Genomic DNA, 26,154 nt, shown 5'->3' with positions numbered 1-26,154 from the left:
ACCAGATTCATTCAGAGGATTCCCACATGCTATGGAAAAAAGGCCGACGCAGTGACAACGTCGTCGACGCCCGTGGTGATGATTCCGGCGGTGGCGGCGGCATGCGCTTCGGTGGCGGCAAAGGCCTGAGTCTGGGCGCCATTCTGCTGATCGTCGGCATCGGCTGGATCACCGGGCAGGATCCGCTGCAAATTCTCGGGCAGCTCGCCGGGCAATCGACACAACAATCGGCGCCTACCTCGCAAACCCGTCAGGCGCCACCGGCCAACGACGAGCAAGCCGAATTCGTCCGCTCGATCCTTGGCGATACCGAAGACACCTGGGGCGCGATTTTCCAGCAGGCCGGGCGGCAATATAAAGATCCGACGCTGGTGCTGTTCAGCAATCGGGTCAACTCAGCCTGCGGTCTTGCAACCTCGGCGACCGGCCCGTTCTACTGCCCGGCCGACCAGAAGGTCTATCTGGACATGGCGTTCTTCCAGGAAATGTCGCAACGCTTCAAAGCGGCCGGCGACTTCGCCCAGGCCTACGTGATCGCGCATGAAGTCGGACACCATGTGCAGACGCTGCTTGGCGTCTCGGCGAAAATTCAGACAGCTCGACAGCAAGGTCGACAGATGGAAGGTGACGGCGGTTTGCTGGTGCGTCAGGAAGTGCAGGCTGACTGTCTCGCCGGCGTCTGGGCCTACAGGGCGCAGAAGCGCCTGAACTGGCTGGAGCCGGGTGACATCGAGGAGGCCTTGAACGCGGCCAATGCCATCGGTGATGATCGCTTGCAACAACAGGGTCAGGGCCGTGTGGTGCCGGACTCGTTTACCCACGGTACGTCGGCGCAAAGGGTGCGCTGGTTCAAAACCGGATTCGCGCAAGGCCAGGTCGGCCAGTGCGACACCTTCGCGGCGAAAAACCTGTAAATGCATAAATGGCTTCTGGCTTTACTGATTATTGGCAGCACTGCACAAGCCGCCGGCGTCGACGCCATCAGCCCCGGTCGCCTGCAACTCAAGGCCGGGGAAATGGCCGTCGGCATCGGCCCGGCACCGGAGAAAATCGAACGTGTGCTGATCGTCATTCATGGCCGGTTACGCAACGCCGAGACCTATCGCAAAAGCGCCGAAAGCGCGGCTGAACTGGCGGGACAAAGCGCGCACACGCTGGTGATCGCGCCGCAGTTTCTCAATGAGAGCGATGTTGTCCTGTACTCCTTGCCCGCCACACTGCTGCGCTGGCAAGGCAACGAGTGGATGGGCGGCGGATTATCCACAGGGCCGAATCCGTTGAGTTCCTACGCGGCGCTCGACGAGATCGTCGGGCGAATCAGCGATCGCAAACAGTTTCCGGACGTGAAGCAGATCGTTATTTTCGGTCACTCTGGCGGCGGTCAGGTGGTGCAGCGTTATGCCCTGCTGGCCAAGGATCAACCCGCGCTGAAGGCCAACGGCATTCGTTTGCGCTACGTGGTGGCCAATCCTTCGTCCTATGCGTACTTCAATGAACAGCGGCCAGTGGCGTTCGATCACGCCAAATGTGCAGGTTTCAATCGCTGGAAGTACGGTCTGGCAGACATGCCGGTGTACGCCGGAGGGCAAACGCCGTTGCAACTCGAGAGCAGTTACGTCAAACGCGAAATGATTTATCTGCTCGGGCAGCAGGACATCGATCCGCAGCATCCGGCACTGGACAAGGGTTGCGAAGCCGAGGCGCAAGGGGCGTATCGCCTGGAGCGTGGGAAGTTGTACTTCGGCTATTTGCTGCGTCGGCACCCGGAGGGAGTTAATCAGCGACTGGTTGAAGTGCCGGGGGTTGGGCATAACGGCGATGGGATGCTGACCTCGCCGGAGGGGCAGAAGGCGTTGTTTGAATGAGTCCTGTATTGAATGATCTGGCGCCATCGCTGGCAAGCCAGCTCCCACAGTGCATTGTGTCGCACACATTTTGCATCCACTGAAAATCCCTGTGGGAGCTGGCTTGCCAGCGATGAGGCCAGATCAAACAACCGAAATATCAGGTAAGCAACATCCTGCGCAACTCGACACAATCCTTCGCATGCCAATCGGTCAACTCAGGCCACGGATTATCCGGCAAATTCACCAACACCGTCCGCGCGCCCGCCGCTCGCCCGCAGTCCAGATCAAAGCGGTAATCACCGACCATCACCATCTCGCTGGCCGGCACATCCCAAGCCTCTGCCAACTTCAACAGTCCACCCGGATGCGGTTTCGGCGGTGCTTCGTCGCGGCCCAACACATCGTCCACCGCGAAGCAGTCAGCCAGACCAATCGCCTCCAGCGTCACGTGCGCCAGCTCCCGCGCATTGCGGGTGAGGATGCCGAGGCGATAACCGCGCGCATGCAGATCACGCACCAGCTCCACCGCACCGGTGGCCGGGGTCGAACCCAGCGCCCGATCGCGCTCATGCTCCAGCAACCATGCGTGTTTCGCTGCGGCCTCATCCGCCGGCAACGCCGCGAGGTGCGTCAGGATGTCGTCCTCCGGCGGAATCGCCAGCGCCACGCGAATCGCCGCGAAATCATGCACGGCGACGGTCAGCGTGCCATCCATGTCGAACACCCAATGGCGAACTTCGCTCAGGCTCATGCCCAATCCTTGCGATGACGAATCAAACCTTCCTGCGTCACCGAAGCCACCAGTTGCCCGGCACGGTTGTACACGCTGCCACGGGAGAAGCCACGGGAATTTCCGGCCCACGGGCTGTCCATTGCGTAAAGCAACCAGTCATCGGCGCGCAGATCGTTGTGGAACCACAGCGCGTGATCGAGGCTGGCGACCTGCATGTCTTTCTGCCAGACCGACTTGCCGTGGGGCAGCATCGAGGTGGTCAGCAGGCCGAAGTCCGAGGCGTAGGCCAGCAGGTATTTGTGCAGCGCAGGGATGTCGGCCAGCGCACCGTCAGCACGGAACCACACGTACTTCACCGGATCGGCCGGTTGCGGGTTGTACGGATCCTTTTCAGTGACCGGGCGCACTTCGATCGGTTTCGGGCACAGCAGCTTTTCACGCATGTGTTCGGGGATCAGTTGCGCGCGTTGCTGGAACAGCTCCAGCTCCGACGGCAGGTTTTCCGGGCCGACCACGACAGGCATCTGGCTCTGATGCTCGAAGCCGGCTTCGTCGTACTGGAACGAAGCACTGCAGGTAAAAATCGGATGGCCCTTCTGGATCGCCGTGACGCGGCGGGTGCTGAAGCTGCCGCCATCGCGCACGCGATCAACCGAATAAACCACTGGCAATTTGGCGTCGCCTGGACGCAGAAAATAACCGTGCATCGAGTGCACGTGGCGCGCCTCTTCAACCGTCTGACTGGCCGCCGACAGTGACTGACCAAGCACCTGACCGCCGAACAACTGGCGGAAACCCAAGTCCTGGCTACGGCCACGGAACAGGTTTTCCTCAATCGGCTCCAGGGTCAGCAAATCGACCAGATCTTCCAACACTTGGCTCATTCAGACTCTCCTCACACAAAGCAATGCCGCGCAGTCTTGGCTGCGGTGGCCGATTCAGATTCTGGCACGGGCCAATGATATGGCGGCCATTGTAAACGTCCGTGTCGGCTTAGCCATGCAAGGTTTGCAGCCATTGTTCCCGAGTGATGCGATACAGCACATGCCGGCGCAACGGATGATCGACGGCCAGTTTCGGGTGGTCGAAATCATCTTCGGGAGCGTGATGCATGCCGATCGCCTGCATGACTTTCTCCGAAGGCAGATTCGATTGCGCGGTGAAGGAGACGATTTCCTTCAGCGCCAATCGATCAAAGCCGCAACGCAGAGCGGTCCACGCCGCTTCACTGGCGTAACCCAGGCCCCAATGCTCCTTGGCCAGGCGCCAGCCGATTTCCACTGCCGGAGTGAACGGCGCATCAAAGCCGACCACGCCGAGCCCGGTGAAACCGATGAATTCACCGCTGTCCTTGCGCTCCAGCGCCCACAAGCCGAAACCATGCTCGGCAAAATGCCCGCGCACCCGGCCGATCATCGACGCGCTTTCCAGACGGCTCAACGCTGCCGGAAAATAGCGCATCACCTGAGGATCGGCGCACATCGCGGCAAATGCCGGCAAATCCTCGTCCTGCCACTGACGCATCAGCAAGCGCGCGCTTTCGAGTTCCAGTATCGGCTCCATCGGTCCCCTCCGTTTCCATGCCGCAAGTCTACATCGCTGGTAGGATCCTTCACTCTTTCCTACGTTCCTACATGAAACCGCCATGCCACTGCCGCTGATCTACCACGAAGACTACAGCCCCGAGTTTCCGGCGGATCACCGCTTCCCGATGGACAAGTTTCGTTTGCTGCGCGATCACCTGGTCGACAGCGGGCTGACCCGTGACGCCGATCTGCTGCGCCCGGAGATCTGCCCCAACGACATCCTCGCCCTCGCCCATGACCGTGCGTATATCGAACGCTACATGAGCGGCGAGTTGTCCCGCGAAGACCAACGGCGCCTTGGCCTGCCATGGAACGAAGCACTGGCACGGCGCACGGTGCGTGCGGTCGGCGGTTCGATACTGGCAGCGGAAAAAGCCCTGGAGCACGGTCTGGCCTGTCACCTGGCCGGCGGTACCCATCACGCGCATTACGATTACCCGGCGGGTTTCTGCATCTTCAATGACCTGGCGATCATCAGCCATTACCTGCTGCAAAGCGGCCGGGTCAATCGCGTGCTGATCTTTGATTGCGATGTGCATCAGGGCGACGGCACGGCGCGAATTCTTCATGACACACCGGAGGCAATCACCGTTTCCCTGCACTGCGAGAAGAATTTTCCTGCACGCAAAGCCGAAAGTGACTGGGACATCCCGCTGCCCAAAGGCATGGGTGATGCCGACTATTTGAAAGTGGTCGATGACACGCTTAACTATTTGCTGCCGCTGTATCAACCGGACCTGGTGCTGTATGACGCCGGTGTCGATGTGCACAAGGATGACGCCCTCGGCTATCTGCAGCTGACCGATGCAGGTGTCGCCGCCCGTGATGAAAGCGTGATGCGCCATTGCCTGGGCCGCGACATTGCGGTGATGGGCGTGATCGGCGGCGGCTACAGCAAGGATCGCCACGCCCTCGCCCGTCGCCACGGCATCCTCCATCACAGTGCGCAGCGCGTCTGGCGGTCACACGGTTGTCATTGAGCTGGGCTGCGTTACCCACAATCGCTGTGGAACGGCCTGTGGATAACCCGTAGGAGCTGCCGCAGGCTGCGATCTTTTGATCTTGCCGGTAAAAATCCACAGCAAAGATCGCAGCCTGCGGCAGCTCCTACAGGGATCTCGGCTGTTAGAATGCGCGCCTTATCCCGCCATACCGCAGCGCATGCCATGACCCAGAACTCCGCCTCCTCCCCCGCTCACGTCGCCATCATCGGCGGTGGCCCTGCCGGCCTGATGGCCGCTGAAGTGCTGAGCGAGGCTGGAATTCGCGTCGACCTGTACGACGGCATGCCCTCGGTGGGCCGCAAGTTTCTGCTGGCCGGCGTCGGCGGGATGAACATCACCCACTCCGAAGCGTATCCGGCGTTTCTCTCGCGATACGCCGAACGCGCACCACAGATCGCGCCGTTGCTGCGCGGCTTCGACGCCGATGCGTTGTGCCAATGGATTCACGATCTGGGCATCGAAACCTTTGTCGGCAGCTCCGGCAGGGTTTTCCCTACTGATATGAAAGCCGCCCCGCTGCTCCGCGCATGGCTCAAGCGTCTGCGCGACAGCGGCGTGATTATCCACACCCGCCATCGCTGGCTCGGTTGGAATGAACACGGCGCGTTGCGCATCGATAGCCCGGCAGGTGAAATCACCGTCAAACCCGACGCCACTCTGCTCGCCCTCGGCGGTGGCAGTTGGTCACGCCTTGGTTCCGACGGTGCGTGGATGCTCGCGCTGGAGCAGCGCGGTGTAGGACTGGCGCCGCTACAGCCAAGTAATTGTGGTTTCGAGGTACAGGCCTGGAGCGATTTGATGGTCAGCAAATTCGCCGGCGCGCCGCTGAAAAATATCGCCATCGGTTTGAACGACGACGTTCCGCGCTTGGGCGAATGCGTGATCACCGCGACCGGGATCGAAGGCAGTCTGATTTATGCGCTGTCGGCGCCGATTCGTGAGGCGATCAATCAATATGGCGCGGCGACTATTCACATCGACCTGCTGCCCGGCCGACCTGTGGATAAATTGCAGACGGCGCTGAGCAAACCTCGCGGTTCGCGTTCGATGGCCAAGCATCTGCACAGTCAGGTCGGGATTGATGGGGTCAAAGCGGCGCTGTTGCGTGAACTCACTGATGCCGCCACGTTCGCTGATCCGGCGTTGTTGGCCCGGGCGATCAAGGCACTGCCGCTGACGTTGGTGAAAACGCGACCATTGGACGAGGCGATCAGCAGTGCCGGGGGGGTGACGTTCGAGGCAATGGATGAGCGCTTGATGCTCAAGACGTTGCCGGGGGTGTTCTGCGCGGGCGAGATGCTCGATTGGGAAGCGCCGACGGGCGGGTACTTGCTGACGGGGTGTTTTGCCAGCGGGCGGGCGGCGGGGTTGGGGGTCGTGCAGCGGCTCAAATCCGAGGCGTCTGCCTGAACCCTCACCCCAGCCCTCTCCCAGAGGGAGAGGGAGCCGACCGAGGTGTCTGACGCCATCCATCGACCTGAACCACCGAGTCGATTGTGGGTTTTGTCAGCCGACCGAGGTGTCTGACGCCATACATCGACCTGAACCACCGAGTCGATTGTGGGTTTTGTCAGCCGACCGAGGTGTCTGGCGAAGGTCCTGTCGATTATGGATTCACAACAGAAGAATCAGGTCGGCGTACTTCGCAAGCATCCCCCAATCAGTCCCCTCTCCCCCCGGGAGAGGGATAGGCGGGCGGCGTTCCGATGAGGGGCTTTTGACTTTAAGGCTTACGCTTGCGAGGTCCAGTATTGAACACCGGCACCTTGCGCACAGGCTTGACCGAAGGCTCCGGCGCCTGCGTCTCGCCGCTGTCGACCCACTTGCCCAGATTACGCTTGCCGCCACCGCCCGAAGCTTTCGGCTTCTTCGGTTTCTTCGGCTTCTTGATCACCTGACCGCTGGCATCGGTATCCGGCACACGGTGCTCAGGCTCGAAATCGGGCTCGTTCTCACGCTTCAAGGTCTGGCGCGTCAGCATCTCGATCGCCGACAACATGTTCACTTCATCCGCACACACCAGCGAAATCGCTTCACCGGTCGCGCCCGCACGGCCCGTCCGACCGATGCGGTGGATGTAGTCTTCCGCCACGATCGGCAGATCGAAGTTGATCACCAGCGGCAGATCTTCGATATCCAGACCTCGCGCCGCCACGTCAGTCGCGACCAGAATCTGCACTTCACTGAGCTTGAAACGATCCAGCGCCCGTTGACGGGTCGCTTGCGGCTTGTCGCCGTGGATACCGTCGGCATTCACACCGAGGCCCTGGAGTTTTTCCACCAGCGCATCCACACCGTTACGGGTCTTGGCGAACACCAGCACCTGCTTCCATTTGTTCTTGCGCATCAGGTGCACGAACAGTTCGGCCTTGCGCTTTTTGTCTACCGTCACGATCCACTGCTTGACCGTGTTGGCGGCGACGTTGCGTGGGCTGACTTCGACGGTCAGCGGATCGTCGAGCATCTGCCCGGCGAGCAGGCGGATGTCATCGGAGAAAGTCGCGGAGAACAGCAGCGTCTGACGTTTCTTCGGCAGTGCGCGGTAGATGTTCGCCAGCTCTTCGGAGAAGCCCAGATCGAGCATGCGATCGGCTTCGTCGAGCACCAGGGTTTGCAGCTGATTGAATTTCAGCGCCTTCTGGCGGAACAGGTCGAGCAGACGCCCCGGCGTTGCTACCAGCAGATCAACACCGCCGCGCAGCTTCATCATTTGCGGGTTGATGCTGACACCGCCGTACACCGCATAAGTGCGCAGCGGCAGGTTTTCGGCATATTGGCGCACGGCTTCGTGAACCTGTTCGGCCAGTTCACGGGTCGGCACCAGAATCAATGCGCGCACCGAGTTGGCGGCGACTTTCGGCCCTTCCATGGCCAGCAACTGCAGCAGCGGCAGGGCGAAACCGGCGGTCTTGCCGGTGCCGGTCTGAGCGGCTGCCATCAGGTCACGACCGGCCAGCACGGCCGGAATGGCTTGCGCCTGAACCGGCGTCGGGGTCTGGTAGCCGAGCTTCTCGAGGGAGCGCAGCAAGGGTTCGATCAGGCCAAGGGTGGCGAAAGTCATGGAGGTACCGTAGGAAAAAATAACGCAGGCATGCAATGCCGCGCAGTTTACCCTAATTCGTACGCGTTTCTGTGGGAACGGCTGTCGGCGCCACGACTGGCGGCTGTGCTGGCCGGCGCCACTGCGGCAAGCCTATCAGCACCACGGCGCTGATGATCACCAGCATCGCCAGCGCCTCTTCGATTCCGATGGTCTCGCCAACAAACACGATCCCCAGCAATACCGCCACCGCCGGGTTGACGTAGGCATAACTGGTCGCCGCCGCTGGACGTACGTGCTTGAGCAGGTACATGTAGGAATTGAAGGCGATGATCGAGCCGAAGAAAATCAGGTACGCCAGCGCCAGCCAGCCTTCCATCGGCGGCACGGCTTGCAGGCGTTCGCCACTGACGGCGCTGCCAATCAGCAACACCACACCGCCGACCAACATCTCAACCGCACTGGCCATAGCGCCCTGCGGCAACGGCAAATGTCTGCTCCACACCGAGCCGAACGCCCAGGTCGCCGCCGCGAAAATCAGCAATGCCGCGCCCAGCGGACTCGATTGCAGGTTGGAGCCCATGTTGAGCATGGCGATGCCGATGATCCCCAGTGCCACACCGGCCCATTCCAGGCGCGTGTTACGTGCGCCCCAAAAATAACCGAACAGCAAAGTAAACAGCGGCACCGTCGCCACCGCCAATGCCGCCACGCCTGAAGCCACGCCGGTGTGTTCAGCCACACTCACTGCGCCATTACCGAAACTGAGCAGCAGAATCCCGATGATCCCCGCCGCTTTCCACTGCGCCCAGGTCGGCGCCGGTGCCCCGCGCCAGCGCAGGAAGGCGTACATCAACGTGCCGGCGATCACGAAACGCACACCGCCGAGCATCAGCGGCGGCCAGTATTCAATGCCAATGCGGATCACCAGATAGGTCGATCCCCAAATCACGTACAACGCAAAAAACGCGGCGATCAGCGGCAAGGAAAAACGGCGCAAGGCAGGCATGGGCAACTCGAACGTCTGGGTCTGGGGATTGATTATTCTAGAAAGGCGCACGGACAAAAATAAGTTACAAAACCTGTTTATAGCGCCGTTACACTTCTGAAAACACGGAGATCGACGGATTAAACCGAGATTTCGAAAGTCCGGCATTTTCAGGAGTCCGAGCATGGACAAATACGACCGCATGCTGCTCAGCGCCCTGCTCGAAAACGGCCGTGCGTCCTACGCCGACCTCGCGCGCAAAGTGAACCTCTCCGCCCCCGCCGTCGCCGAGCGGGTGGCCAAGCTTGAGGCATCCGGGGTGATCACCGGGTATGAGGCGAAAATCGACCTGTCGAAAATCGGTCTGCCGATCCAGTGCGTGATTGAGCTGAGGCTGCACCAGAACGGTAGTCAAAAGGTGTATGACGAACTGGTGAAAATCCCGCAACTGACGGAGTGCTTTCGGGTCACGGGCGATCCGTGCGTAATGATGAAAGCCGCGGTGGGATCGATGACGGAGCTGGAGGAGTTGATCAATCGCGTGGCGAAATTCGGCTTCAGCAAGACCTCGATCGTGCTGTCGAGCGCCGTCGAAAGGCGCGTGCCGCTCGGCCACATCGAAAGTAACGGCAAATAGTTCGGATCAACACAGATCCAATGTAGGAGTGAGCCTGCTCGCGATGGCGGCGCATCAGTCGAAACAAATGTTGACTGACACACCGTCATCGCGAGCAGGCTCACTCCTACAGGGTTCTGTGTTGGGCTGGGGATCAGCGATAGCGCTGCAGGTGCTCGCTGACTTTCGCGGCTGGGACTTTCTGCAATTTGCACAGCAGGTCGTGTGACAGCTCACGCACGCCATGCTTGCCGCGCAACTCTTCCGCCAGATGCGCCATCAGGTTGGCCGCCATCTCGGCATCGGCCATGGCCCGGTGAGCCTGGCCGGTGTGTGGCAGGCGCGCAAACGTGGTCAGCGTACCCAGTTTGTGATTCGGTGCCGCCGGCATCAGCCGCCGCGCCAGCAGCAACGAACAGGCAAAGTTCTGCAACCGCGTACGCTTGATCCGCCCCAGTTCAAAGTCCCAGAACTTCTGGTCGAACGAGGCGTTGTGCGCGACCAGCGGCGTGCAGCCGACAAACTCGTTGACCTCGTTCATCACCTGCTCGGCCGGCGGCGCGGTGCGCAGCATGGCGTTGCTGATGCCGGTCAGTTGTTCGATAAAAGCGGGGACGCGCACACCCGCGTTCATCAGGCTCTGGTAACGCTCGACGATACGGCCGTTTTCCAGCATGACCACGGCGATTTCCGTGGCGCGACAGCTGCTGTTCGGCGACAGGCCAGTGGTTTCAAAGTCGATGACTGCAATGCGTTCCAAACCGGTTTCAACTCCGTACAAATCAATGGTTCAGCTTAGTTTTTCAGCAGCAGCGCGCCTTCGATCGGCACGTAACGGCTGGCGGCGCGGATCAGCGAATTGGCAGTCAGGCCGGGCACGCCGTAGGCGACTGCCTGGACGCCGTGCTTGCTGATGATGCGTTCGAGCAGCATGTCGAAATCACCGTCACCCGAGGCCAGGACGATTTCGTCGACGTGGTCGGCGGCGTCCATGATGTCGAGGGTGATGCCCACGTCCCAGTCGCCCTTGGCCGAGCCGTCGCTACGCTGGATGTAAGGCTTGAGCTTCACGGTGAAGCCGAGGTTGCGCAAAATCTGCTGGAACTGCTGCTGTTTGCTGTCACCCCGGTCGATCGCGTAGGCGTAGGCCTCGACGATCTGTCCGTCCTTGCTGATGTCGGCCCACAGCGCGGCATAGTTGAAATGACAACCATAGGCCTGACGCACGGTGTAGTAGAGGTTCTGCACGTCGGCGAACACTGCGATTTTTTTCACCGGAGTTCCTGTGGGCGCGCAAGCGCACGAAGCGGGATCGGGCGCCAGGCCCGAAAAAGGCGCTCAGTATGCCAGCCAAGAGGAAGGTTCAGCGAATAATCACCGGCAGACGCCGAGGTGCTACTGACGAGTGGTGAATGTGGTGAGGGGATTTACCCCCTCACCACAGGTTTGGTGCCAAACCTGAGAAATGCAGGGGTCAGACGAAGGAATCGTCGTCATCGAAGAACGATGAGTTGTCGTCGCTGCTGTAATCAGTGTCGGTGAATCCGCCCTGATCGTTGCCAGCCATGCGCTGATCATCGCCCCAGCCATTGTTGCTCTGGTCGGCAACCTGCGCCGGTTCTTCCTTGATCACTTCAACGATTTCTTCCGGCTGCTGGTTGTGATGAAACAGGCTGCTGATGCCTTGCGCCAACATCCCACCACCGGCCACACCGGCGGCGGTTTTCAGGGCACCGCCGAGGAAGCTGCTGCCGGCCGCCGGGGCCGCTGGTTGCGCGTAGCCAGACGGTGGGGCGCCGAAATTCTGTTGTGGCGCGGGAGCAGCGAAGTTCTGCTGCGGAGCCGGTTCGCGCCAGCCGCCAGTGGACGACGGCGCGGCACTCTGGGTCGGCGCCGAACGCGGGCTGCCACCAAAGATGCTCGACAGGAAACCGCCACCACCACTCGGCGCCGGTGCGGCACTCTGGGCCTTGGCCGATTGCAGTTCAGCCTGCAAACGCTGGACTTGCTGGGTCAGCTGCTTGTTCTGTTCGTCGAGGCTCTTGAGCGCTGCCTCTTGCACCAGAATCGCCTGGGTCATGAAATAACCTGCCGCCGGTTGGCGTGTCAGGTGTTCCTTGATCCGCGTCTCGGCCTGGGCGTCACGCGGGGCTGCCTCCGTTTCGGCCTGTTGCAGCCGGGAAAACAGTCCATCGATCAGGGTTTGCTCTTCGCTGTTCATGGCGACCTCGTAGATTGCCGGGGGAAAACATTGCCCTCGTCCACGGTGGACAAGGTGCTCTCCTGTAATGGAGACGGTGACAGGATGTTTCAACGACCTTTACCGAATGTTTACGTTTGTGCCGGCGCCGGCGTCATCGGTTAAAGTGAGCCACTGTTTTCAACCTGCGATACCGACTGATGAATGCCTTCGAAGTGCTGCGCGACTCCCTGTATTTTTTCAAACGCCATTTGGTCAGCATCGTGCAGTTGTGCCTGCCGCTGGTGATCTTCGAAGCGTTTTTGCTGCAACTGGTCGATCACAACACCGACCCGGACAGTTTTTCCTCAGTCAGCGTGGTCGTCGGCCTGCTGGTTTATCCGTTGTACACCGCCGCACTGATCCTCTTTCTCGACGCCCGCACACGTGGCGAATCCCCCCGCACCCTTGACCTGCTGGCAATGTCTGCACGCCTGTGGCCGCGTTTCGCCCTGCTCACGGCACTTAACACTTTGCTGATTCTGCTCGGTCTGTCGCTGTATTTCCTGCCGGGCCTGATGCTGATGGTAATGCTCGCGTTCGGTGAATATCTGCTGGTGCTGCGCGGCCTCGGACCGTTGCAGGCGATGAAGGAAAGCCTGCGCCTGACCCGTGGGCACTTCTGGCGGATCCTGCTGTGCATTCTGTGTGTGATGACGCCGTTGTGGCTGCTCAAGGGCGCGACGCTGGCGGTGTATCCCGAGCCGCAGAACCCGGTGCTCGCCGTGCTGATCGACAGCGCCCACAGCTTCCTGCAACTGTTCACCAGCGTGGTGTTGTTCCGTTTGTTCATGCTCATCAGCGAATCGCCTGACAAACGTGACGGAGCGGTCTGACAGCGCTGCACTTGGGCTTGGCGACTGCCCTCAGGTATGCTCGGGGCCACTTTCTGTAACGCTATAAGCCGAGCCATGACCCGTCTACTGCGCTACACCCTGTTGTTTGTTGTGCTCGCCATCACCCTGATCGGCGGGCTGATCTTCAGCCTGACCTGGCGCCCCGAACCTCGCGAAACCCTGCCGGTCAGCTGCACCGGAACGCCCCCGACGCTGGTGCCGGGGCAGGCGCTGAAAGTCATGACCTGGAACGTGCAGTTTCTTGCTGGCAAGCGCTACGTGTTCTGGAATGACCTGGCCAAGGGCGATGATGAAGCGCCGACGCTGGAAGACATGGCCTTCAGCCTTGACGAAGTGACGCGGGTGATCCGCGATGAGCAGCCCGATGTGGTGCTGTTGCAGGAACTGGATGACGGCGCCAAGGCCAGCGATTATCAGGATCAGCTCAAACTGCTGCAGGAAAGGGTTGCCGACCTGTATCCGTGCAGCGTCAGCGCTTTTGACTGGAAGGCTGACTTCGTTCCTGATCGGCATATCTTCGGCAGCGTCGGCCGGCAACTGGCGACGCTCAGCCGCTACCGCATCGAACACGCCGAACGCCTGCAATTGCCGGTGGCCTCGGCGAACTTCATCAGCCGTCAGTTTCAGCCCAAAGATGCCTTGCTCGCGACCAAGCTGCCGCTCAGCGATGGCGGACAATTGACCGTGTTCAACACGCATCTGGAACGCGCCAGCCAAGCGGACAGCACCTTGCAGGCGCAAGTGAGCGCCGTGGCCAAGGTCCTCGACAAATATGAAAGCCAGGGCCTGCCATGGCTGATCGGCGGTGACTTCAATCTGTTGCCGCTCGGGCAATACCGCCGCTTGCCGGTCGAACGGCGTACGCCCTACTCCACCGACAGCGAACTGCATCTGCTGTGGGACAAATACCCGATGATCCCGACCAACAACGAGGCCGGCGGGATTGATCGTGCGCAGTGGCTGACACACTACCCCAACGACCCCGGCCTGAATGGCCCGGATCGCACGGTGGACTACCTGTTCTACAGCCCGAAAATCAAACGGGTTGAAGCGACGGTGCGCCAGGACGATACCTTGCGCATTTCCGACCACCTACCGGTCATCGCCCGCTTCCTCCTCCCCGCCACTCCATAACCAACACATTCCCGTGTAGGAGCTGCCGCAGGCTGCGATCTTTTGATCTTCAAGAACAACATCAAAAGATCGCAGCCTGCGGCAGCTCCTACAGGGGATCAATGCACTTCTTCGAGGTCGTCATGCAGCAACCCGAAGATCTGCCGTTTCATGTCGATAAACGAGCGCTCCATGACCATGTCCAGTGAGCGCGGACGTTCGATCGGCACGTCGAGAATCTGCTTGATGCGCCCCGGTTTCGCGCCCATCACATAGACCCGATCCCCCAGCAGAATCGCTTCGTCGATGTCATGGGTCACGAACAACACGGTCTTCTTGCTGTTGCCCCAGACCCGCAGCAACAACTGCTGCATCTGCAATCGCGTCTGGCTGTCCAGCGCGCCGAATGGTTCGTCCATCAGCAGAATCTGCGGATCATTGGCCAGCGCCCGGGCAATCGCCACACGCTGCATCATCCCGCCCGACAGCTGTTTGGCGTAGTTGTCGGCGAACCCGGCAAGGCCGACTTCGTTGACGTAGTAATCGACAATCTCCTTGCGCCGCGCCGCCGGCACGCCACGACGCTTCAATCCGAACTCAACGTTCTGCCGCACCGTCAGCCACGGGAACAGCGTGTAGCTCTGAAAGACCATGCCGCGATCCGCGCCGGGGCCTTGCACTTGCTGGCCGCCGACATAGATCTCTCCAGAGGTCGGCTCCGCCAGCCCAGCGGTCAGGTACAGCAGACTCGACTTACCACAACCCGATGGCCCGACCAGCACCGCAAACTGCTGATCCGGCACCTCGAACGAGACCTCTTCCAGCGCGGTAAACGTGCCGCCGTCAGGCTTCTTGTAACGCAGGCTGACCTTGTCCACCTGCAAGCGCGGCGCGGCTTGCGCCGGGGTCGCGACAGGTTCGATGAAACGATGATTGGCAGCAGTCACTGAGCCCATGCGGCAACCCTCAGGCGGAGAAAACGGAACAGTTGATCGGTGACCAGACCGAGCAGGCCGATGATCGCGATGGCGAGGAAAATCACATCCACCTGAAAGCCGCGCATGGCTTTCAGGCTCAAGTAACCCAATCCGCTGGAAGCGGCGACCAGCTCAGCCACCACCAGATACGTCCAGGCCCAACCCATGGTCACCCGCAGCGTGTCGAGCACACCCGGCACCGAGGCAGGCGCGATCACATGCAGCACCGCATCGCGACGGTTGGAACCCAGGGTGTAAGAGGCGTTGATCAAATCCTTGGAAATGCCCTTCGACACGTCGGCGATCATCACCAGTTGCTGGAAGAACACGCCGAAGATAATCACTGAAACCCGCTGCTCCAGACCAATGCCGATCCACAGGATGAACAGCGGCACGAACGAGGTCACCGGCAGATAACGAATGAAATTCACCAGCGGCTCAAGGAACGCCTGGACGATGCGGAAGCTGCCCATCAGTAACCCCAACGGCACCGCCACCAGCGACGACACGATGAAGCCGACCATCACCACTTCGACACTGGCCCAGACATGCGTGCCGAGCGTGCCGTCACGACCCAGGCGCACGGCGGCTTCAACCACCGCGCCCGGTGTCGGCAAAAACATTCCCGGCACGATGCCGCCGTAAGACAAGCCAGCCCACAGACCGACCAACAACACCCAGGCCAGCGCGCTGGCGCTCCACACCACTGGCACCGGCAACGCGGTTTTCGGCGTGAGGCTGCGGCTCAGCCACGAATTGCGCTTGAACATTGCAAACCTCCTAGAGCGGGCTGACGAAACGGTTGTCGACCAGTTCGTCGTTGCTGACGTTGTAAGGTTTGCCCTGCAATTCGCTGGCGGTTTCGTTGGCCAGTTTGATCAGCGCTGCGCTGTCACCCGGTTTGCCCGGTGAGCCCAACAGTTTCTCGCTCATGGCCTGATCGTAGAAACGCACGCCCTGTGCGGCGGCGGCCAGCTCCTTCGGATCGGAGAGGTAACCGCCGACGCCTTTGGCCATGATTTTGTACGCGTCTTCCGGGTGATCCTTGGTGTATTGCACGGCTTTGTACAAACCGGCGACCAGCGCCTTGACGTCTTCCGGTTGCTTCTCGATCACGCTGCAATTGAGCGCGACCACGTCGACGATCACCCCGGGGGTGCTGCTGCTATCGATCAGCACTTTGCCTTGTTGCTTGTCGCGGACCATCGACAGGTGCGGCTCCCAGGTCACCGCAGCGGGCACGCGACCGGCGATGAACGCGGTGGCGGCATCGTCAGCGGTCATGTTCTGCACGGTGATGTCGCTCATGCTCATGCCGTTTTTCTTCAGCAGGTACGAGAGCCAGAACTGTGAAGTCGAGCCTTCGTTGACCGCGACGGATTTGCCCTTGAGCTCTTGCAGGCTCTTCACGTCCTTGCCGACCAGCACGCCGTCGCCGCCATGGCTGTCATCCAGCGCCGCGACCGCTTTGAAGCAGAACTGCGGACGATATTTGAGCACCTCATCGATGGTCGACGCCGAGCCGGACAATTGCCCCGAAGCCTGCGCGGCCATGTACATCGACGCTTCTTCGACCACCGGCAATTCGACGGTCAACCCGTTTTCCTTGAAGTAGCCCAGATCCTGAGCCAGATAGAGCGTGCCGTAACCGACCCACGTGGTGTGGCCGATGGACAGGGTGCCGGCCTGGGCGCTGGTCGCGACCGTGGCGGCCAGAGCGGTAATTGCCAAAGGGTGAGTGAGACGGAGACACAAGGACTTGATCATGGAGCACTCCCGACGCTGTTGATTTAGTTTTGTCATGGGCAGTACGGTCGCCGACCGTTGTGCAGTTGCTACCGTTGGTCTCTCGCGGACGCTTGGGCGGACAACATTCGGCTGGCGGGCAAGATCGATGGTGGCCCATGTGCGCGGTGAGGAAAATCAGGAAATTGTTGGCTGCAAATGATGAAAAAACTGGGTAGTGCGCACTGCTTCAGGGCGGGGATTGCGGGGGTGCGCGAGGTGAGTGCAGATTGGGGGTTTTCGGCGAGTGGAAGAATGTCATCGCTGGCAAGCCAGCTCCCACAGGAATCTCAGTTGTACCCCGGTTTTTGTGAACACCACTGAAAACTGTAGGAGTGAGCCTGCTCGCGATGGCGTCAGGTCAGTCCATATCTCGGCTGCATGACACACCGCTATCGCGAGCAGGCTCACTCCTACAAGGGTCTAGGGTGTGGCTGGATTTCATGCATACCGCTGAACCTGTGGGAGCTGGCTTGCCAGCGAAGGGGGCGACTCGGTCTCAGCGCAGCTGGAACCAGGTGGTTTTCAACTGGGTGTATTTATCGAACGAGTGCAGCGACAGATCCCGACCAAACCCCGATTGCTTGCCACCACCAAACGGCACCGTCACATCCAGCGCATCCACGGTATTGACCGATACCGTGCCCGCGCGCAACCGACGCGCCACGCGGTGTGCGCGGTTGAGGTCATCAGTCCACAACGACGCCGCCAAGCCATACACACTGTCATTGGCCAGTCGCACCGCTTCTTCCTCGCTGTCGAACGGCATCACCGCCAGCACCGGTCCGAATACCTCTTCGCGAAACAGCGGCATGTCGGCAGTTACACCGGTAAAAATCGTCGGCTCAATAAAATTGTCCGACCCGTTAAATCGCCGCTGCTGCCCGCCACACACCCGCGTCGCGCCCGACTGCTCGGCACTGCGAATAAAACCCATGATGCCCGCCGTCTGCTTGCTATCGACAATCGCCCCGGCACTGCTCTGCGGATCCAGCGGATCGCCCGGCAACCAGCGCTCGGCCTGCGCTTTCAGCCGTTCGACAAACTCATCATGAATGGAACGCTCCACCAGCAATCGCGAATTGGCCGAGCAGACTTCACCCTGATTGAAGAAGATCCCGAACGCCGCTTTTTCCGCCGCCAGATCGAGATCCTGACAATCGGCGAACACCAGATTAGCGCTCTTGCCGCCGCACTCCAGCCAGACCTGTTTTAGGTTGGATTGCGCGGAGTACTGCATGAAATATTTGCCGACCTGGGTCGAGCCGGTGAACACCAGACAATCGACATCCGCGTGTAAACCCAACGCCTTGCCAGTCTGCTCGCCAAGCCCCGGCAACACGTTCAGCACACCGGCCGGCAGCCCTGCTTCCAGCGCCAACTCGGCCAGACGCAATGCCGAAAACGGCGACTGCTCAGCCGGTTTTAAAATCACCGAATTGCCCGCCGCCAGCGCCGGCGCGAGCTTCCACGCAGCCATGTCCAAGGGGAAGTTCCACGGCACCACGGCTGCCACCACTCCGAGCGCTTCGCGGGTAATGGTCGCCAACACATTCGGCGCACTGGGTGCCACCTGATCGTAGAGTTTGTCGATGGCTTCGGCGTACCAGCGGAACACTCCGGCAGCGCCCGGCACGTCGATGTTGTAAGCATCCATCACCGGTTTGCCCATGTTCAGCGAATCGAGCAGCGCCAGCTCTTCACGATGGCTCATCAGCAAATCAGCCAGACGCAGCAGCACTTGCTTGCGCTCGGCCGGGGAGCGTTGCGACCAGATACCGGACTCGAATACTTGCCGGGCATTACGCACGGCGACGTCGACATCCGCCTCGCCACACGCGGTGACATTGGCCAGACATTGCCCGGTCGCCGGGTTGATCACAGCGAAGGTCTGCCCTGATTGCGCGGCGCAGTGTTGGCCGTCGATCACGGCTTGATCGGGAAACTTCAATGCAACGGCGCGGCGCTGCCACTCTGCAAGCTCGAACACGACGGATGCTCCTGAGACGTTATTGTCAATCGATGGTCGCTCAGGCCCGCACGGGCTAAAAATAGTAAAAATGTCTTCGCAGGCAATAAAAACACTGGGCAATGACTTCCCCCAATCGCTGCGCAGGTGGCTATGGTTGAAGGATAAAAACATCGTCGCGCAACGGACGTGGCGGCGCACAAATTGCTTTGAAGTCGAGTCCGCTCGTCCTGAGGTTTGCCGTGGCCGCCTACAATTTGCGTCAGTTGAAATACTTCATCACCACCGTCGAATGCGGCAGCGTTGCCGAAGCCTCGCGCAAGCTGTACATCGCGCAACCAGCGATTTCCACGGCGATCAAAGGCCTGGAGGACAGCTTCGGCGTGCAACTGCTGATCCGTCATCACGCCCAGGGTGTGTCGCTGACCCCAAGCGGTGCGCGGTTTTTTCGCAAGGCTCAAGAGCTGCTGCGCATGGCCAAGGAGTTTGAGCAGAACGCGTTGGCCGACAACGACGTGGTCGCCGGACAGATCGATATTGGTTGTTTCGAAACGGTCGCGCCGTTGTACCTGCCGCAATTGATCGCCGGGTTCTCGGCGTTGTATCCGGGAGTGAAAATCCGCATCCGCGACGGTGAACAGCAAGAGCTGGTGCAAGGGCTGACGTCGGGCACGTTTGATCTGGTCATCCTCTATGAACACGAACTCGACGCCACGATTCAGACCGAACCGCTGATGCCGGCGCAACGGCCATATGCGCTGTTGCCGGCGGATCATCGTTTTGCCCAGTACAAGCAGGTTTCGCTAAGGGATCTGTGCCTGGATCCGATGATCCTGCTCGATGTGCAGCCGAGCCGGACTTACTTCGTCAGCCTGTTTGAAGAGCTCGGGCTGACCCCACGCATCGAGTTCAGCTCGCCGTCGATCGAGATGGTGCGCGGGATGGTCGGCCAGGGTTTCGGCTTCTCGATTCTGGTAACCAGACCGCATTCGGAATGCACTTACGACGGCAAGAAAGTCGTCTGTGTGGACATCGTCGAGGACGTCACCGGTTCAGGCCTGGTGGCGGCGTGGCTCAAGCGCGGGCAGTTGACCAAACCGGCGCAGTTGTTCGCCGATTATTGCCGCGAACAACTGACGGCCAAGACGCACCCTTGACAGCAAAAGATCGCAGCCTTCGGCAGCTCCTACAGTAGATCGATGTCGCAGCATTATTTTGTGGCCGACTTCAATTCTGTCGGAGCTGCCGAAGGCTGCGATCTCTTGATCTTCAGGTCCCGCGCGGCTTGGCCCGTGCGGTCGCCTCGGCCACCAGCGGATCATCCGGCCAGTAATGCTTCGGATACCGCCCCTTCAAGTCCTTCTTCACCTCGGCATAGGTGCTACGCCAGAAGTTCGCCAGATCCTGCGTCACCTGCACCGGCCGCCGCGCTGGCGACAGCAGATGCAACTTGACCACCTGGCGCCCGCCGGCAATCCGTGGCGTATCCGCCAGCCCGAACAGTTCCTGCAAACGCACCGCAAGGATCGGCGGAGACTCGCTGTAATCCAGACGAATCGACGACCCCGACGGCACGCTCAAATGATGCGGCGCCAGCTCATCGAGCTTCTGCGGCAATGGCCATGGCAGCAAATTGCGCACGATGCTCGACAGATCGAGATTGGCAAAATGGCTGAGCCGCGAGACTTTACCCAGATAGGGCATCAGCCAGTCTTCGAGACTGTTCAGCAACGTTGCATCGCTGACATCTGGCCACTGACTGTCGTCCTGATTGTTCAATTCCAACTGGCGCAACAACGCCACCCGCGCCTGCCACTGACGCAATTCCGGCGTCCACGGCAACAGCTCCAGCCCCTTGCGCCGCACCAGATTGACCAGCGCCTGACTGCGCGCATTTTCATCAAGACCGGTCAACGGCTCGCGGCTGAGAATCAGCTCGCCAACCTTGCGTTGCCGCTCGGCACGCAGCACGCCTTCGCGTTCGTCCCAGTCGAGTTGATCGACGTTGCGCACCTGTTCGGTGAGCACTGAATCGAACAGCGCCGGATCGAAATCCGCCGCCAGATAAATGCGCTCTTCGCGCTGGCCCTGACGGCTGCCGAGGTCGGCGATGACAATCCACGGCTCTTTCATCAGGCTGTCGGCTTCGGCGAACAGCGCCGCACGACCGTTGGCCAGGCGATATTCCGCGCCACCGGCTCGCCGCTGTTGCGCAACGCGATCGGGATACGCCAACGCCAGCAAAGCGCCGAGCCAGCGCGGATGATCGGGATCGCTGACCGGCTCGCTGGCCTTGCCGCGCAGATAACCGCGATATTGCCGGGCGAGTTGCTTAGCCCGTTGTACGCCGCCCTGCGCACCTCGGGCGGCACGCTCTTCGCCGGATAGCAGCAGCAATCGACTGTGCAAATCCGCCCCGGCGCCACGCAAGATATCGCGCTCACCAAGCAATGCGGCAACGTCGCAGGCCATGTTGGCCAAACCCAACGCCTGTCCGCGCAACAACAAATGACCGATGCGCGGATGCGCCGGCAACTCAGCCATGGCCTGACCGTGGGAAGTCAGCGCGTCACCTTCCAGCGCACCGAGCCGTTGCAGCAAATCCTGCGCCTGTGCATAAGCCGCCGCTGGCGGAACGTCGAGCCAGACCAGTTCGCCCGGCGTCACGCCCCAACGGCCCAGTTGCAACGCCAGACTGGCGAGATCCGCCGAAAGAATTTCCGCACTGCCATAAGCAGCGAGTTGTTCGTGCTGATCCTGCGACCACAAGCGATAACAAACACCCGGTTCCAGACGCCCCGCACGACCCGCACGCTGCGTGGCGCTGGCCTTGGAAATCCGCTGGGTATCAAGGCGCGTCATGCCGCTACCGGGATCGAAACGCGGCACCCGCGCCAGCCCGGTGTCGATCACCACGCGCACGCCGTTGATGGTCAGACTGGTCTCGGCGATGTTGGTCGCCAGCACCACTTTGCGCTGACCGGCCGGCGCCGGATCGATCGCCGCGCGTTGCGCATTAAGGTCGAGTTCACCGTGCAACGGGCACAGCAACACGTCGCTGCGCTCCCCCATGGCGTCGACAAGTTGTTGATGCACACGACGGATTTCCGCCTGCCCCGGCAGAAACACCAACAGGCTGCCGGTTTCATCGTGCAGCGCTTCGAGCACGGTTTGCGTAACACGCTGATCAATATATTCGCCGGGCTGAAACGGCCGCCCCCAGCGCATCGTCACCGGATACATGCGGCCTTCGCTGCGCAGGATCGGCGCGTCATCCAGCAACCCGGCGAGGCGCTCGCCTTCGAGCGTGGCCGACATCAGCAAAATCTTCAGCGGTTGTTCAGCTCGAAACAGCTCACGACCGTTCAGACTTAATGCCAGCGCCAGATCAGCATCGAGGCTGCGCTCGTGGAATTCGTCGAAGATCAGCAAACCCACGCCTTCCAGCGCCGGGTCATCCTGCAAGCGCCGGGTGAGAATGCCTTCGGTGACCACTTCGATGCGCGTGTTGGGGCCAACCTTGCTGTCGAGGCGAATGCGATAACCGACGGTTTCACCGACCTTCTCACCCAGCTCGCTGGCCAGCCGTTCCGCGGCTGCACGCGCGGCGAGACGGCGCGGCTCGAGCATCAGAATGGTCTGCCCGGCCAGCCACGCTTCATTGAGTAGGGCCAACGGCACGCGGGTGGTTTTACCGGCGCCGGGCGGTGCTTCGAGCACGGCTTCATGGCGAGTCGCCAAGGCTTCACGCAGGGCGGGTAAAACTTCATCGATCGGCAAAGAATTCATGCTGGCTCCAAAACAGAGGCCCGAGTATAACGGCGAACCGGCGGGCGTTCGTCAGGGTCTTAACTTCACACGACGACGCTTCGTTCTTAGATCAATCAGGAGATTTTCCCATGCGCTTACCTTTTCGCCTGATCGGCGGTGTACTGGTCGCCACCCTGCTCACGCAAATCACCGCGTGCGGTTCGATTTTCTACCCGGACCGGCGTGGTCAGATCGACGGCAAGATCGACCCGGCGATTGCCGTGCTCGACGCCGTGGGCCTGCTGTTCTACGTCATTCCCGGCCTGATCGCGTTTGCCGTCGACTTTGCCACCGGCGCGATCTATTTCGAACCGGGCCACACCGCGCAGATTGACCCGGCCAAGCTCAAGCAAGCCATTGGCCCGGACGGTCAGGTCGATAATCACAAGCTGCAGGCTATTCTCGAAAGCGAGTTGGGCAAGGATTTCCCTCTGGATGACCCGCGCCTGATTCAGCACAAGGGCAGCACGCAACAACTGGCGATGTTCGGCCTGCACCCCGCCGCTTAAAAAGGACGTTCAATGACATCCAGCCCCGAACACGCTCGCTTGCTGCGGCTGGCGACCCGCGCCTCGGTGGCGGTCGCCTGCACGCTGATCGTCGCCAAAGCCATCGCCTGGTGGCTCAGCGGTTCGGTGAGCATGCTCGCCGGCCTCACCGACTCGGCGCTGGATGGCGTCACCTCGATGCTCAATCTGCTCGCGGTGCATTACGCGCTGCGCCCGGCCGATGACGATCACCGTTATGGTCACGGCAAAGCGGAATCCCTGGCGGGCATGGCGCAGGCGCTGTTCATTGGTGGCAGTGCGCTGTTGATCGCGTTTCAGGCGTACGAGCGACTGCACGATCCGCAACCACTTGGGGCGCCGTGGCTGAGCATCGGTGTGATCGTGTTTTCGCTGTTGCTGACGGCGGCGTTGCTAGTGTTGCAGCATCGGGTGATCAAGCAGACCGGCTCCAACGCCGTGCGCGCGGATTCGCTGCACTATCGCTCGGACATGTTGCTCAACGGCAGCATCCTGATTGCGCTGATTTTGGCCGGGTTTGGTTTTGAGCAACTGGACGCGTGGTTCGGTCTGGGGATTGCCGCGTACATTCTGTGGAGTGCGATACAGATCGCCCGGGAAAGTTTTTCGGTGTTGATGGATGAAGAACTGCCGGCGGATGTCAGTCAGCACATGCTCGAATTGGCCTGCAGCGTGCCGGGGGTGTTGGGCGCGCATGACTTGCGCACGCGGATCTCCGGCAACCACTGGTTCGTGCAGTTGCACCTGGAATTGCCGGGGGAATTGACCCTGTCAGTGGCCCACGGCATCAGCGATCAAGCCGCCGATGCCATTCACAAAGCCTACCCGCGCGCCGAAGTGCTGGTGCACGCCGACCCGCAGGAAGTGGTGCTGGCCGCTCGGGCTCAGTAACTGACCTGATAACCGCGACTGCTCAGGCAATTGCCCTGAGCCTGGCGGTACGCCTGAACCACTTCGGGCGCTGGTTGATAGGTCGCGGTGCGCGGGTCGAAACCGCTTTGCTGCACCGCGTACTGGTAGCACTGGTAACCGTCCTGCTGCACCTGTTCCGGCGACTGGCCGTTGGCCGGATAGGCTTCAACGTCATAGCCCTGTGATTGCGGTTGCGGCTGCTGTTGCACCGGCGGCGCGACGACCACGTAATCCTGCGTCGCTTCCTGGTACGCGTAGTAGGAACCGGCGGCGAGGAACAGCAGAGAACCACCGATCCACACTTCACGGGCGTAGTCCGGCAAATACTGGATACGAATCCCGCGCGGCGGCTGCACGACGATGTAGCGTGGGCCTTGCGGGCGATACCAGTAGCCGCCGGAGAAGAAGTAATCCTGACCGCGATACGGCACGCGATAGTCGCGATCCGGGAAGCGGTCGATCACATGCCCCGGCCGATACTGCGGGCCGGGGCCCCAGCCATTGCCGTGCCCGTCCGGGCGTCCCGGCCAGCGATTGTCGTTGGGTCGGTTGTTGGTCTGCCAATGCTGATTGTTGTAGCCGTTCTGCGGACGCTCGTCGCGGTAGTAACCCTGACGCGGCTCCTGAGTCTGGCGTACGGCGTCGGGCCGAGGCTGGATCGGCAGGCTGTTGGCCGGCAGTTGCGGCGGCGGTGGCGGCTGCCGCACCGGGTTGGGGTTGTAGGCCGGGCGGTTCTGATCGTGGTTTTGCCACTGGCCATTGTTGTTGCCGTTGTGCTCGAACTGACGACTGTTGTCGCCACGAATGATCTCGTTGTTCTGTGGGCGCGGCTGATTCTGTTGCGGCGAATTCTGCGATGGATTGTTCTGCGGACGCGGCTGATTGTTACCGCCATGGCCCTGATTGCCGCCCTGAGGGCCCTGCCCGTGGCCACCGCCATCCGGCCCACGATTCTGCGGCTCGTCAGCAAGCGCTTGCGCACTGACACTCACACACAGCAAACCGACACCGGCCAGACGCCAGATGCGTGACTTCATGCTTTTTCTCACTGCGGGGCCTGTAAATGTAAGAGGACTTGTCACTAAGACCGGGAATACACACACCGGGTTCTGCAACAGGTTATCAGTCACGCAACTTATTTATTGAGCGCCGCAACATGAAATCGCAGACAAGAAAAAAGGGAGACCCGTCGGCCTCCCTTCTAGAGAACTTCGTCCTGGCTCGACGCTTTTGACGTCGGCTCACCTCACGCCGTCTTCTGGACAGCGTGCAGCTCGGGGGCCGGCACAACCCCGGTGGGGGTGGCGGCCGCGGCAGGCCGGATAGGGCGGGCCGCGTGGACTGTGTTACCGAGCAGTGATTCTGGTGATAAGAATAGGCCTGAGGCCGCGACAGATGATTGCGAAGATTGCTGAAATAAACACCACTTGCGCAATTTTTAACCCTGGATAGATAATCCGCCGCAATAGTTACAACCAAGGACAGATTGATGAGCAAACTCGACCGTTACGACCTGAGCATTTTGGCGGAATTGCAGCGCGACGCCCGCATCTCCAACCAGGAGTTGGCCGAGCGCATCGGTCTGTCGCCCTCGCCTTGCTCTCGTCGGGTCAAACAACTGGAAGACGACGGCTATATTTCGCGCCAGGTTGCGTTGCTCGATCGCAAGATGCTCGGGCTGAGCCTGACCGCTTATGTGCTGATCGGAATGGATCGGCATACGCCGGAGCGTTTCGAGAATTTCGAAGCGGCAATTCGCACGTTGCCGCAGGTGCTGGAGTGCAGTCTGGTGACCGGTGTGGATGCCGATTACCAATTGAAAGTGGTAGTGCCGGACATGGATCACTATCAGAAGCTGTTGCTTGGGCACCTCACACGGATTGAGGGCGTGACCAGCGTTCGTTCGAGCTTCGTACTGAATCAGGTGCTCAACAGCACTGAACTGCCCTTGACCCACCTGCGCAACTGATCAAAGGCACCCTCACCCCAGCCCTCTCCCTGTATGTACCGGACACATGGTGGATGGGTGTTCGGAGACATGGTGGACACATTTTAATAGACACATTGCTCATCACCAAGGAGATGACCTGTGTCCTGGGAAGAGGTGTCCACCGTGCAGCTTCGTTCAGAATTCGTGCTTTTGGCTCGGCA

25 protein-coding genes are annotated in these 26,154 nt (G+C 60.7%); 11 read left to right on the top strand and 14 right to left on the bottom strand.

The genetic code is table 11. The features are described 5' to 3' along the window. Window positions 1-26 precede the first annotated feature (26 nt). Together ypfJ and AK821_RS24420 are read left to right on the top strand one after the other, a co-directional pair. On the top strand, window positions 27-914 hold the full coding sequence (gene ypfJ / locus AK821_RS24425) for a KPN_02809 family neutral zinc metallopeptidase (protein WP_064392317.1): 888 nt from the start codon (window positions 27-29) through the stop codon (window positions 912-914). Beyond that, window positions 915-1,865: an alpha/beta fold hydrolase gene (locus tag AK821_RS24420; protein WP_064392316.1), complete on the top strand. Its 951-nt coding sequence runs from the start codon at window positions 915-917 to the stop codon at window positions 1,863-1,865. It begins immediately after the preceding gene. 139 nt (window positions 1,866-2,004) lie between these two features. Here the strand turns inward: AK821_RS24420 and AK821_RS24415 are convergent, their stop codons facing one another. From AK821_RS24415 to AK821_RS24405, 3 genes are all read right to left on the bottom strand, one after another. After that, window positions 2,005-2,598 carry an HAD family hydrolase gene (locus tag AK821_RS24415; RefSeq protein ID WP_064392314.1) on the bottom strand — a complete coding sequence of 198 codons (594 nt, stop codon included), beginning with the start codon at window positions 2,596-2,598 and terminating at the stop codon, window positions 2,005-2,007. Beyond that, window positions 2,595-3,464, bottom strand: coding sequence for an acyl-CoA thioesterase II (gene tesB, locus AK821_RS24410; RefSeq protein WP_008082985.1), 870 nt, complete (start codon window positions 3,462-3,464; stop codon window positions 2,595-2,597). The genes AK821_RS24415 and tesB overlap by 4 nt, the downstream gene beginning before the upstream one ends. 109 nt (window positions 3,465-3,573) lie before the next feature. Continuing rightward, complete coding sequence (locus AK821_RS24405; protein WP_064392312.1) at window positions 3,574-4,143, bottom strand: GNAT family N-acetyltransferase; 570 nt, start codon at window positions 4,141-4,143, stop codon at window positions 3,574-3,576. A gap of 82 nt (window positions 4,144-4,225) precedes the next feature. On the opposite strand from AK821_RS24405, the gene AK821_RS24400 reads away from it, so the two are divergent. Together AK821_RS24400 and AK821_RS24395 are read left to right on the top strand one after the other, a co-directional pair. Beyond that, window positions 4,226-5,146 carry a histone deacetylase family protein gene (locus AK821_RS24400; protein ID WP_064392311.1) on the top strand — a complete coding sequence of 307 codons (921 nt, stop codon included), beginning with the start codon at window positions 4,226-4,228 and terminating at the stop codon, window positions 5,144-5,146. Window positions 5,147-5,332: 186 nt separating this feature from the next. Then, window positions 5,333-6,580, top strand: a complete 1,248-nt coding sequence (locus AK821_RS24395) for a TIGR03862 family flavoprotein (RefSeq protein ID WP_064392520.1) — start codon at window positions 5,333-5,335, stop codon at window positions 6,578-6,580. Between the two features lie 313 nt (window positions 6,581-6,893). Here the strand turns inward: AK821_RS24395 and AK821_RS24390 are convergent, their stop codons facing one another. Together AK821_RS24390 and yedA are read right to left on the bottom strand one after the other, a co-directional pair. Next, a complete protein-coding gene (locus tag AK821_RS24390) occupies window positions 6,894-8,231 on the bottom strand; it encodes a DEAD/DEAH box helicase (protein WP_064392309.1) in 1,338 nt (445 codons plus the stop codon). Window positions 8,232-8,283: 52 nt separating this feature from the next. After that, entirely contained in the window at window positions 8,284-9,219 is a 936-nt protein-coding gene (gene yedA / locus AK821_RS24385; RefSeq protein WP_064392307.1) for a drug/metabolite exporter YedA, read from the bottom strand. A gap of 163 nt (window positions 9,220-9,382) precedes the next feature. On the opposite strand from yedA, the gene AK821_RS24380 reads away from it, so the two are divergent. Further along, window positions 9,383-9,835, top strand: coding sequence for an Lrp/AsnC family transcriptional regulator (locus tag AK821_RS24380; RefSeq protein WP_064392305.1), 453 nt, complete (start codon window positions 9,383-9,385; stop codon window positions 9,833-9,835). 133 nt (window positions 9,836-9,968) lie between these two features. On the opposite strand, the gene AK821_RS24375 is transcribed toward AK821_RS24380, so the two are convergent. The 3 genes from AK821_RS24375 to AK821_RS24365 form a co-directional block, all read right to left on the bottom strand. Then, entirely contained in the window at window positions 9,969-10,574 is a 606-nt protein-coding gene (locus tag AK821_RS24375; protein ID WP_053124223.1) for a 3'-5' exonuclease, read from the bottom strand. Window positions 10,575-10,609: 35 nt separating this feature from the next. Then, entirely contained in the window at window positions 10,610-11,089 is a 480-nt protein-coding gene (locus tag AK821_RS24370) for a LabA-like NYN domain-containing protein (RefSeq protein ID WP_007949802.1), read from the bottom strand. Window positions 11,090-11,288: 199 nt separating this feature from the next. Beyond that, window positions 11,289-12,035 carry a DUF2076 domain-containing protein gene (locus AK821_RS24365; protein ID WP_064392304.1) on the bottom strand — a complete coding sequence of 249 codons (747 nt, stop codon included), beginning with the start codon at window positions 12,033-12,035 and terminating at the stop codon, window positions 11,289-11,291. A gap of 179 nt (window positions 12,036-12,214) precedes the next feature. Here AK821_RS24365 and AK821_RS24360 point away from each other — a divergent pair, with 179 nt between their 5' ends. Beyond that, window positions 12,215-12,889, top strand: coding sequence for a YciC family protein (locus tag AK821_RS24360; RefSeq protein ID WP_064392302.1), 675 nt, complete (start codon window positions 12,215-12,217; stop codon window positions 12,887-12,889). A 75-nt stretch (window positions 12,890-12,964) separates the two neighbouring features. After that, on the top strand, window positions 12,965-14,044 hold the full coding sequence (locus AK821_RS24355) for an endonuclease/exonuclease/phosphatase family protein (protein WP_064392300.1): 1,080 nt from the start codon (window positions 12,965-12,967) through the stop codon (window positions 14,042-14,044). 98 nt (window positions 14,045-14,142) lie between these two features. Here AK821_RS24355 and AK821_RS24350 read toward each other — a convergent pair whose 3' ends face one another. The 4 genes from AK821_RS24350 to AK821_RS24335 form a co-directional block, all read right to left on the bottom strand. Beyond that, complete coding sequence (locus AK821_RS24350; protein WP_064392298.1) at window positions 14,143-14,979, bottom strand: ABC transporter ATP-binding protein; 837 nt, start codon at window positions 14,977-14,979, stop codon at window positions 14,143-14,145. Further along, window positions 14,967-15,770: an ABC transporter permease gene (locus AK821_RS24345; protein ID WP_064392296.1), complete on the bottom strand. Its 804-nt coding sequence runs from the start codon at window positions 15,768-15,770 to the stop codon at window positions 14,967-14,969. The genes AK821_RS24350 and AK821_RS24345 overlap by 13 nt, the downstream gene beginning before the upstream one ends. Before the next feature lie 10 nt (window positions 15,771-15,780). Beyond that, on the bottom strand, window positions 15,781-16,767 hold the full coding sequence (locus AK821_RS24340) for an ABC transporter substrate-binding protein (RefSeq protein WP_064392295.1): 987 nt from the start codon (window positions 16,765-16,767) through the stop codon (window positions 15,781-15,783). Between the two features lie 517 nt (window positions 16,768-17,284). Then, complete coding sequence (locus AK821_RS24335) at window positions 17,285-18,775, bottom strand: aldehyde dehydrogenase (RefSeq protein ID WP_064392293.1); 1,491 nt, start codon at window positions 18,773-18,775, stop codon at window positions 17,285-17,287. Between the two features lie 221 nt (window positions 18,776-18,996). Here AK821_RS24335 and AK821_RS24330 point away from each other — a divergent pair, with 221 nt between their 5' ends. Continuing rightward, window positions 18,997-19,911, top strand: coding sequence for a LysR family transcriptional regulator (locus AK821_RS24330; protein WP_064392291.1), 915 nt, complete (start codon window positions 18,997-18,999; stop codon window positions 19,909-19,911). Between the two features lie 112 nt (window positions 19,912-20,023). Here the strand turns inward: AK821_RS24330 and hrpB are convergent, their stop codons facing one another. After that, entirely contained in the window at window positions 20,024-22,543 is a 2,520-nt protein-coding gene (gene hrpB / locus AK821_RS24325) for an ATP-dependent helicase HrpB (RefSeq protein ID WP_064392290.1), read from the bottom strand. A 110-nt stretch (window positions 22,544-22,653) separates the two neighbouring features. Between hrpB and AK821_RS24320 the strand changes: the two genes are divergently transcribed. Continuing rightward, window positions 22,654-23,073, top strand: coding sequence for a hypothetical protein (locus AK821_RS24320; protein ID WP_064392288.1), 420 nt, complete (start codon window positions 22,654-22,656; stop codon window positions 23,071-23,073). A gap of 12 nt (window positions 23,074-23,085) precedes the next feature. Further along, complete coding sequence (locus AK821_RS24315; protein WP_064392286.1) at window positions 23,086-23,982, top strand: cation diffusion facilitator family transporter; 897 nt, start codon at window positions 23,086-23,088, stop codon at window positions 23,980-23,982. Here the strand turns inward: AK821_RS24315 and AK821_RS24310 are convergent. Beyond that, on the bottom strand, window positions 23,976-25,040 hold the full coding sequence (locus AK821_RS24310; RefSeq protein WP_064392285.1) for a DUF6515 family protein: 1,065 nt from the start codon (window positions 25,038-25,040) through the stop codon (window positions 23,976-23,978). The genes AK821_RS24315 and AK821_RS24310 overlap by 7 nt on opposite strands. Before the next feature lie 452 nt (window positions 25,041-25,492). Between AK821_RS24310 and AK821_RS24305 the strand changes: the two genes are divergently transcribed. Continuing rightward, window positions 25,493-25,972 (top strand): Lrp/AsnC family transcriptional regulator, encoded by a 480-nt coding sequence (locus AK821_RS24305; protein WP_008081091.1) that lies wholly within the window; start codon window positions 25,493-25,495, stop codon window positions 25,970-25,972. The last annotated feature ends 182 nt before the right edge of the window (window positions 25,973-26,154 follow it).

The sequence above is a fragment of the Pseudomonas sp. RIT-PI-r genome, assembly GCF_001297015.1.
Taxonomy (GTDB): Bacteria; Pseudomonadota; Gammaproteobacteria; order Pseudomonadales; family Pseudomonadaceae; genus Aquipseudomonas.
The sequence above is the reverse complement of the archived record's forward strand: the minus strand, read 5'-3'. Positions and strand labels throughout refer to the sequence as shown.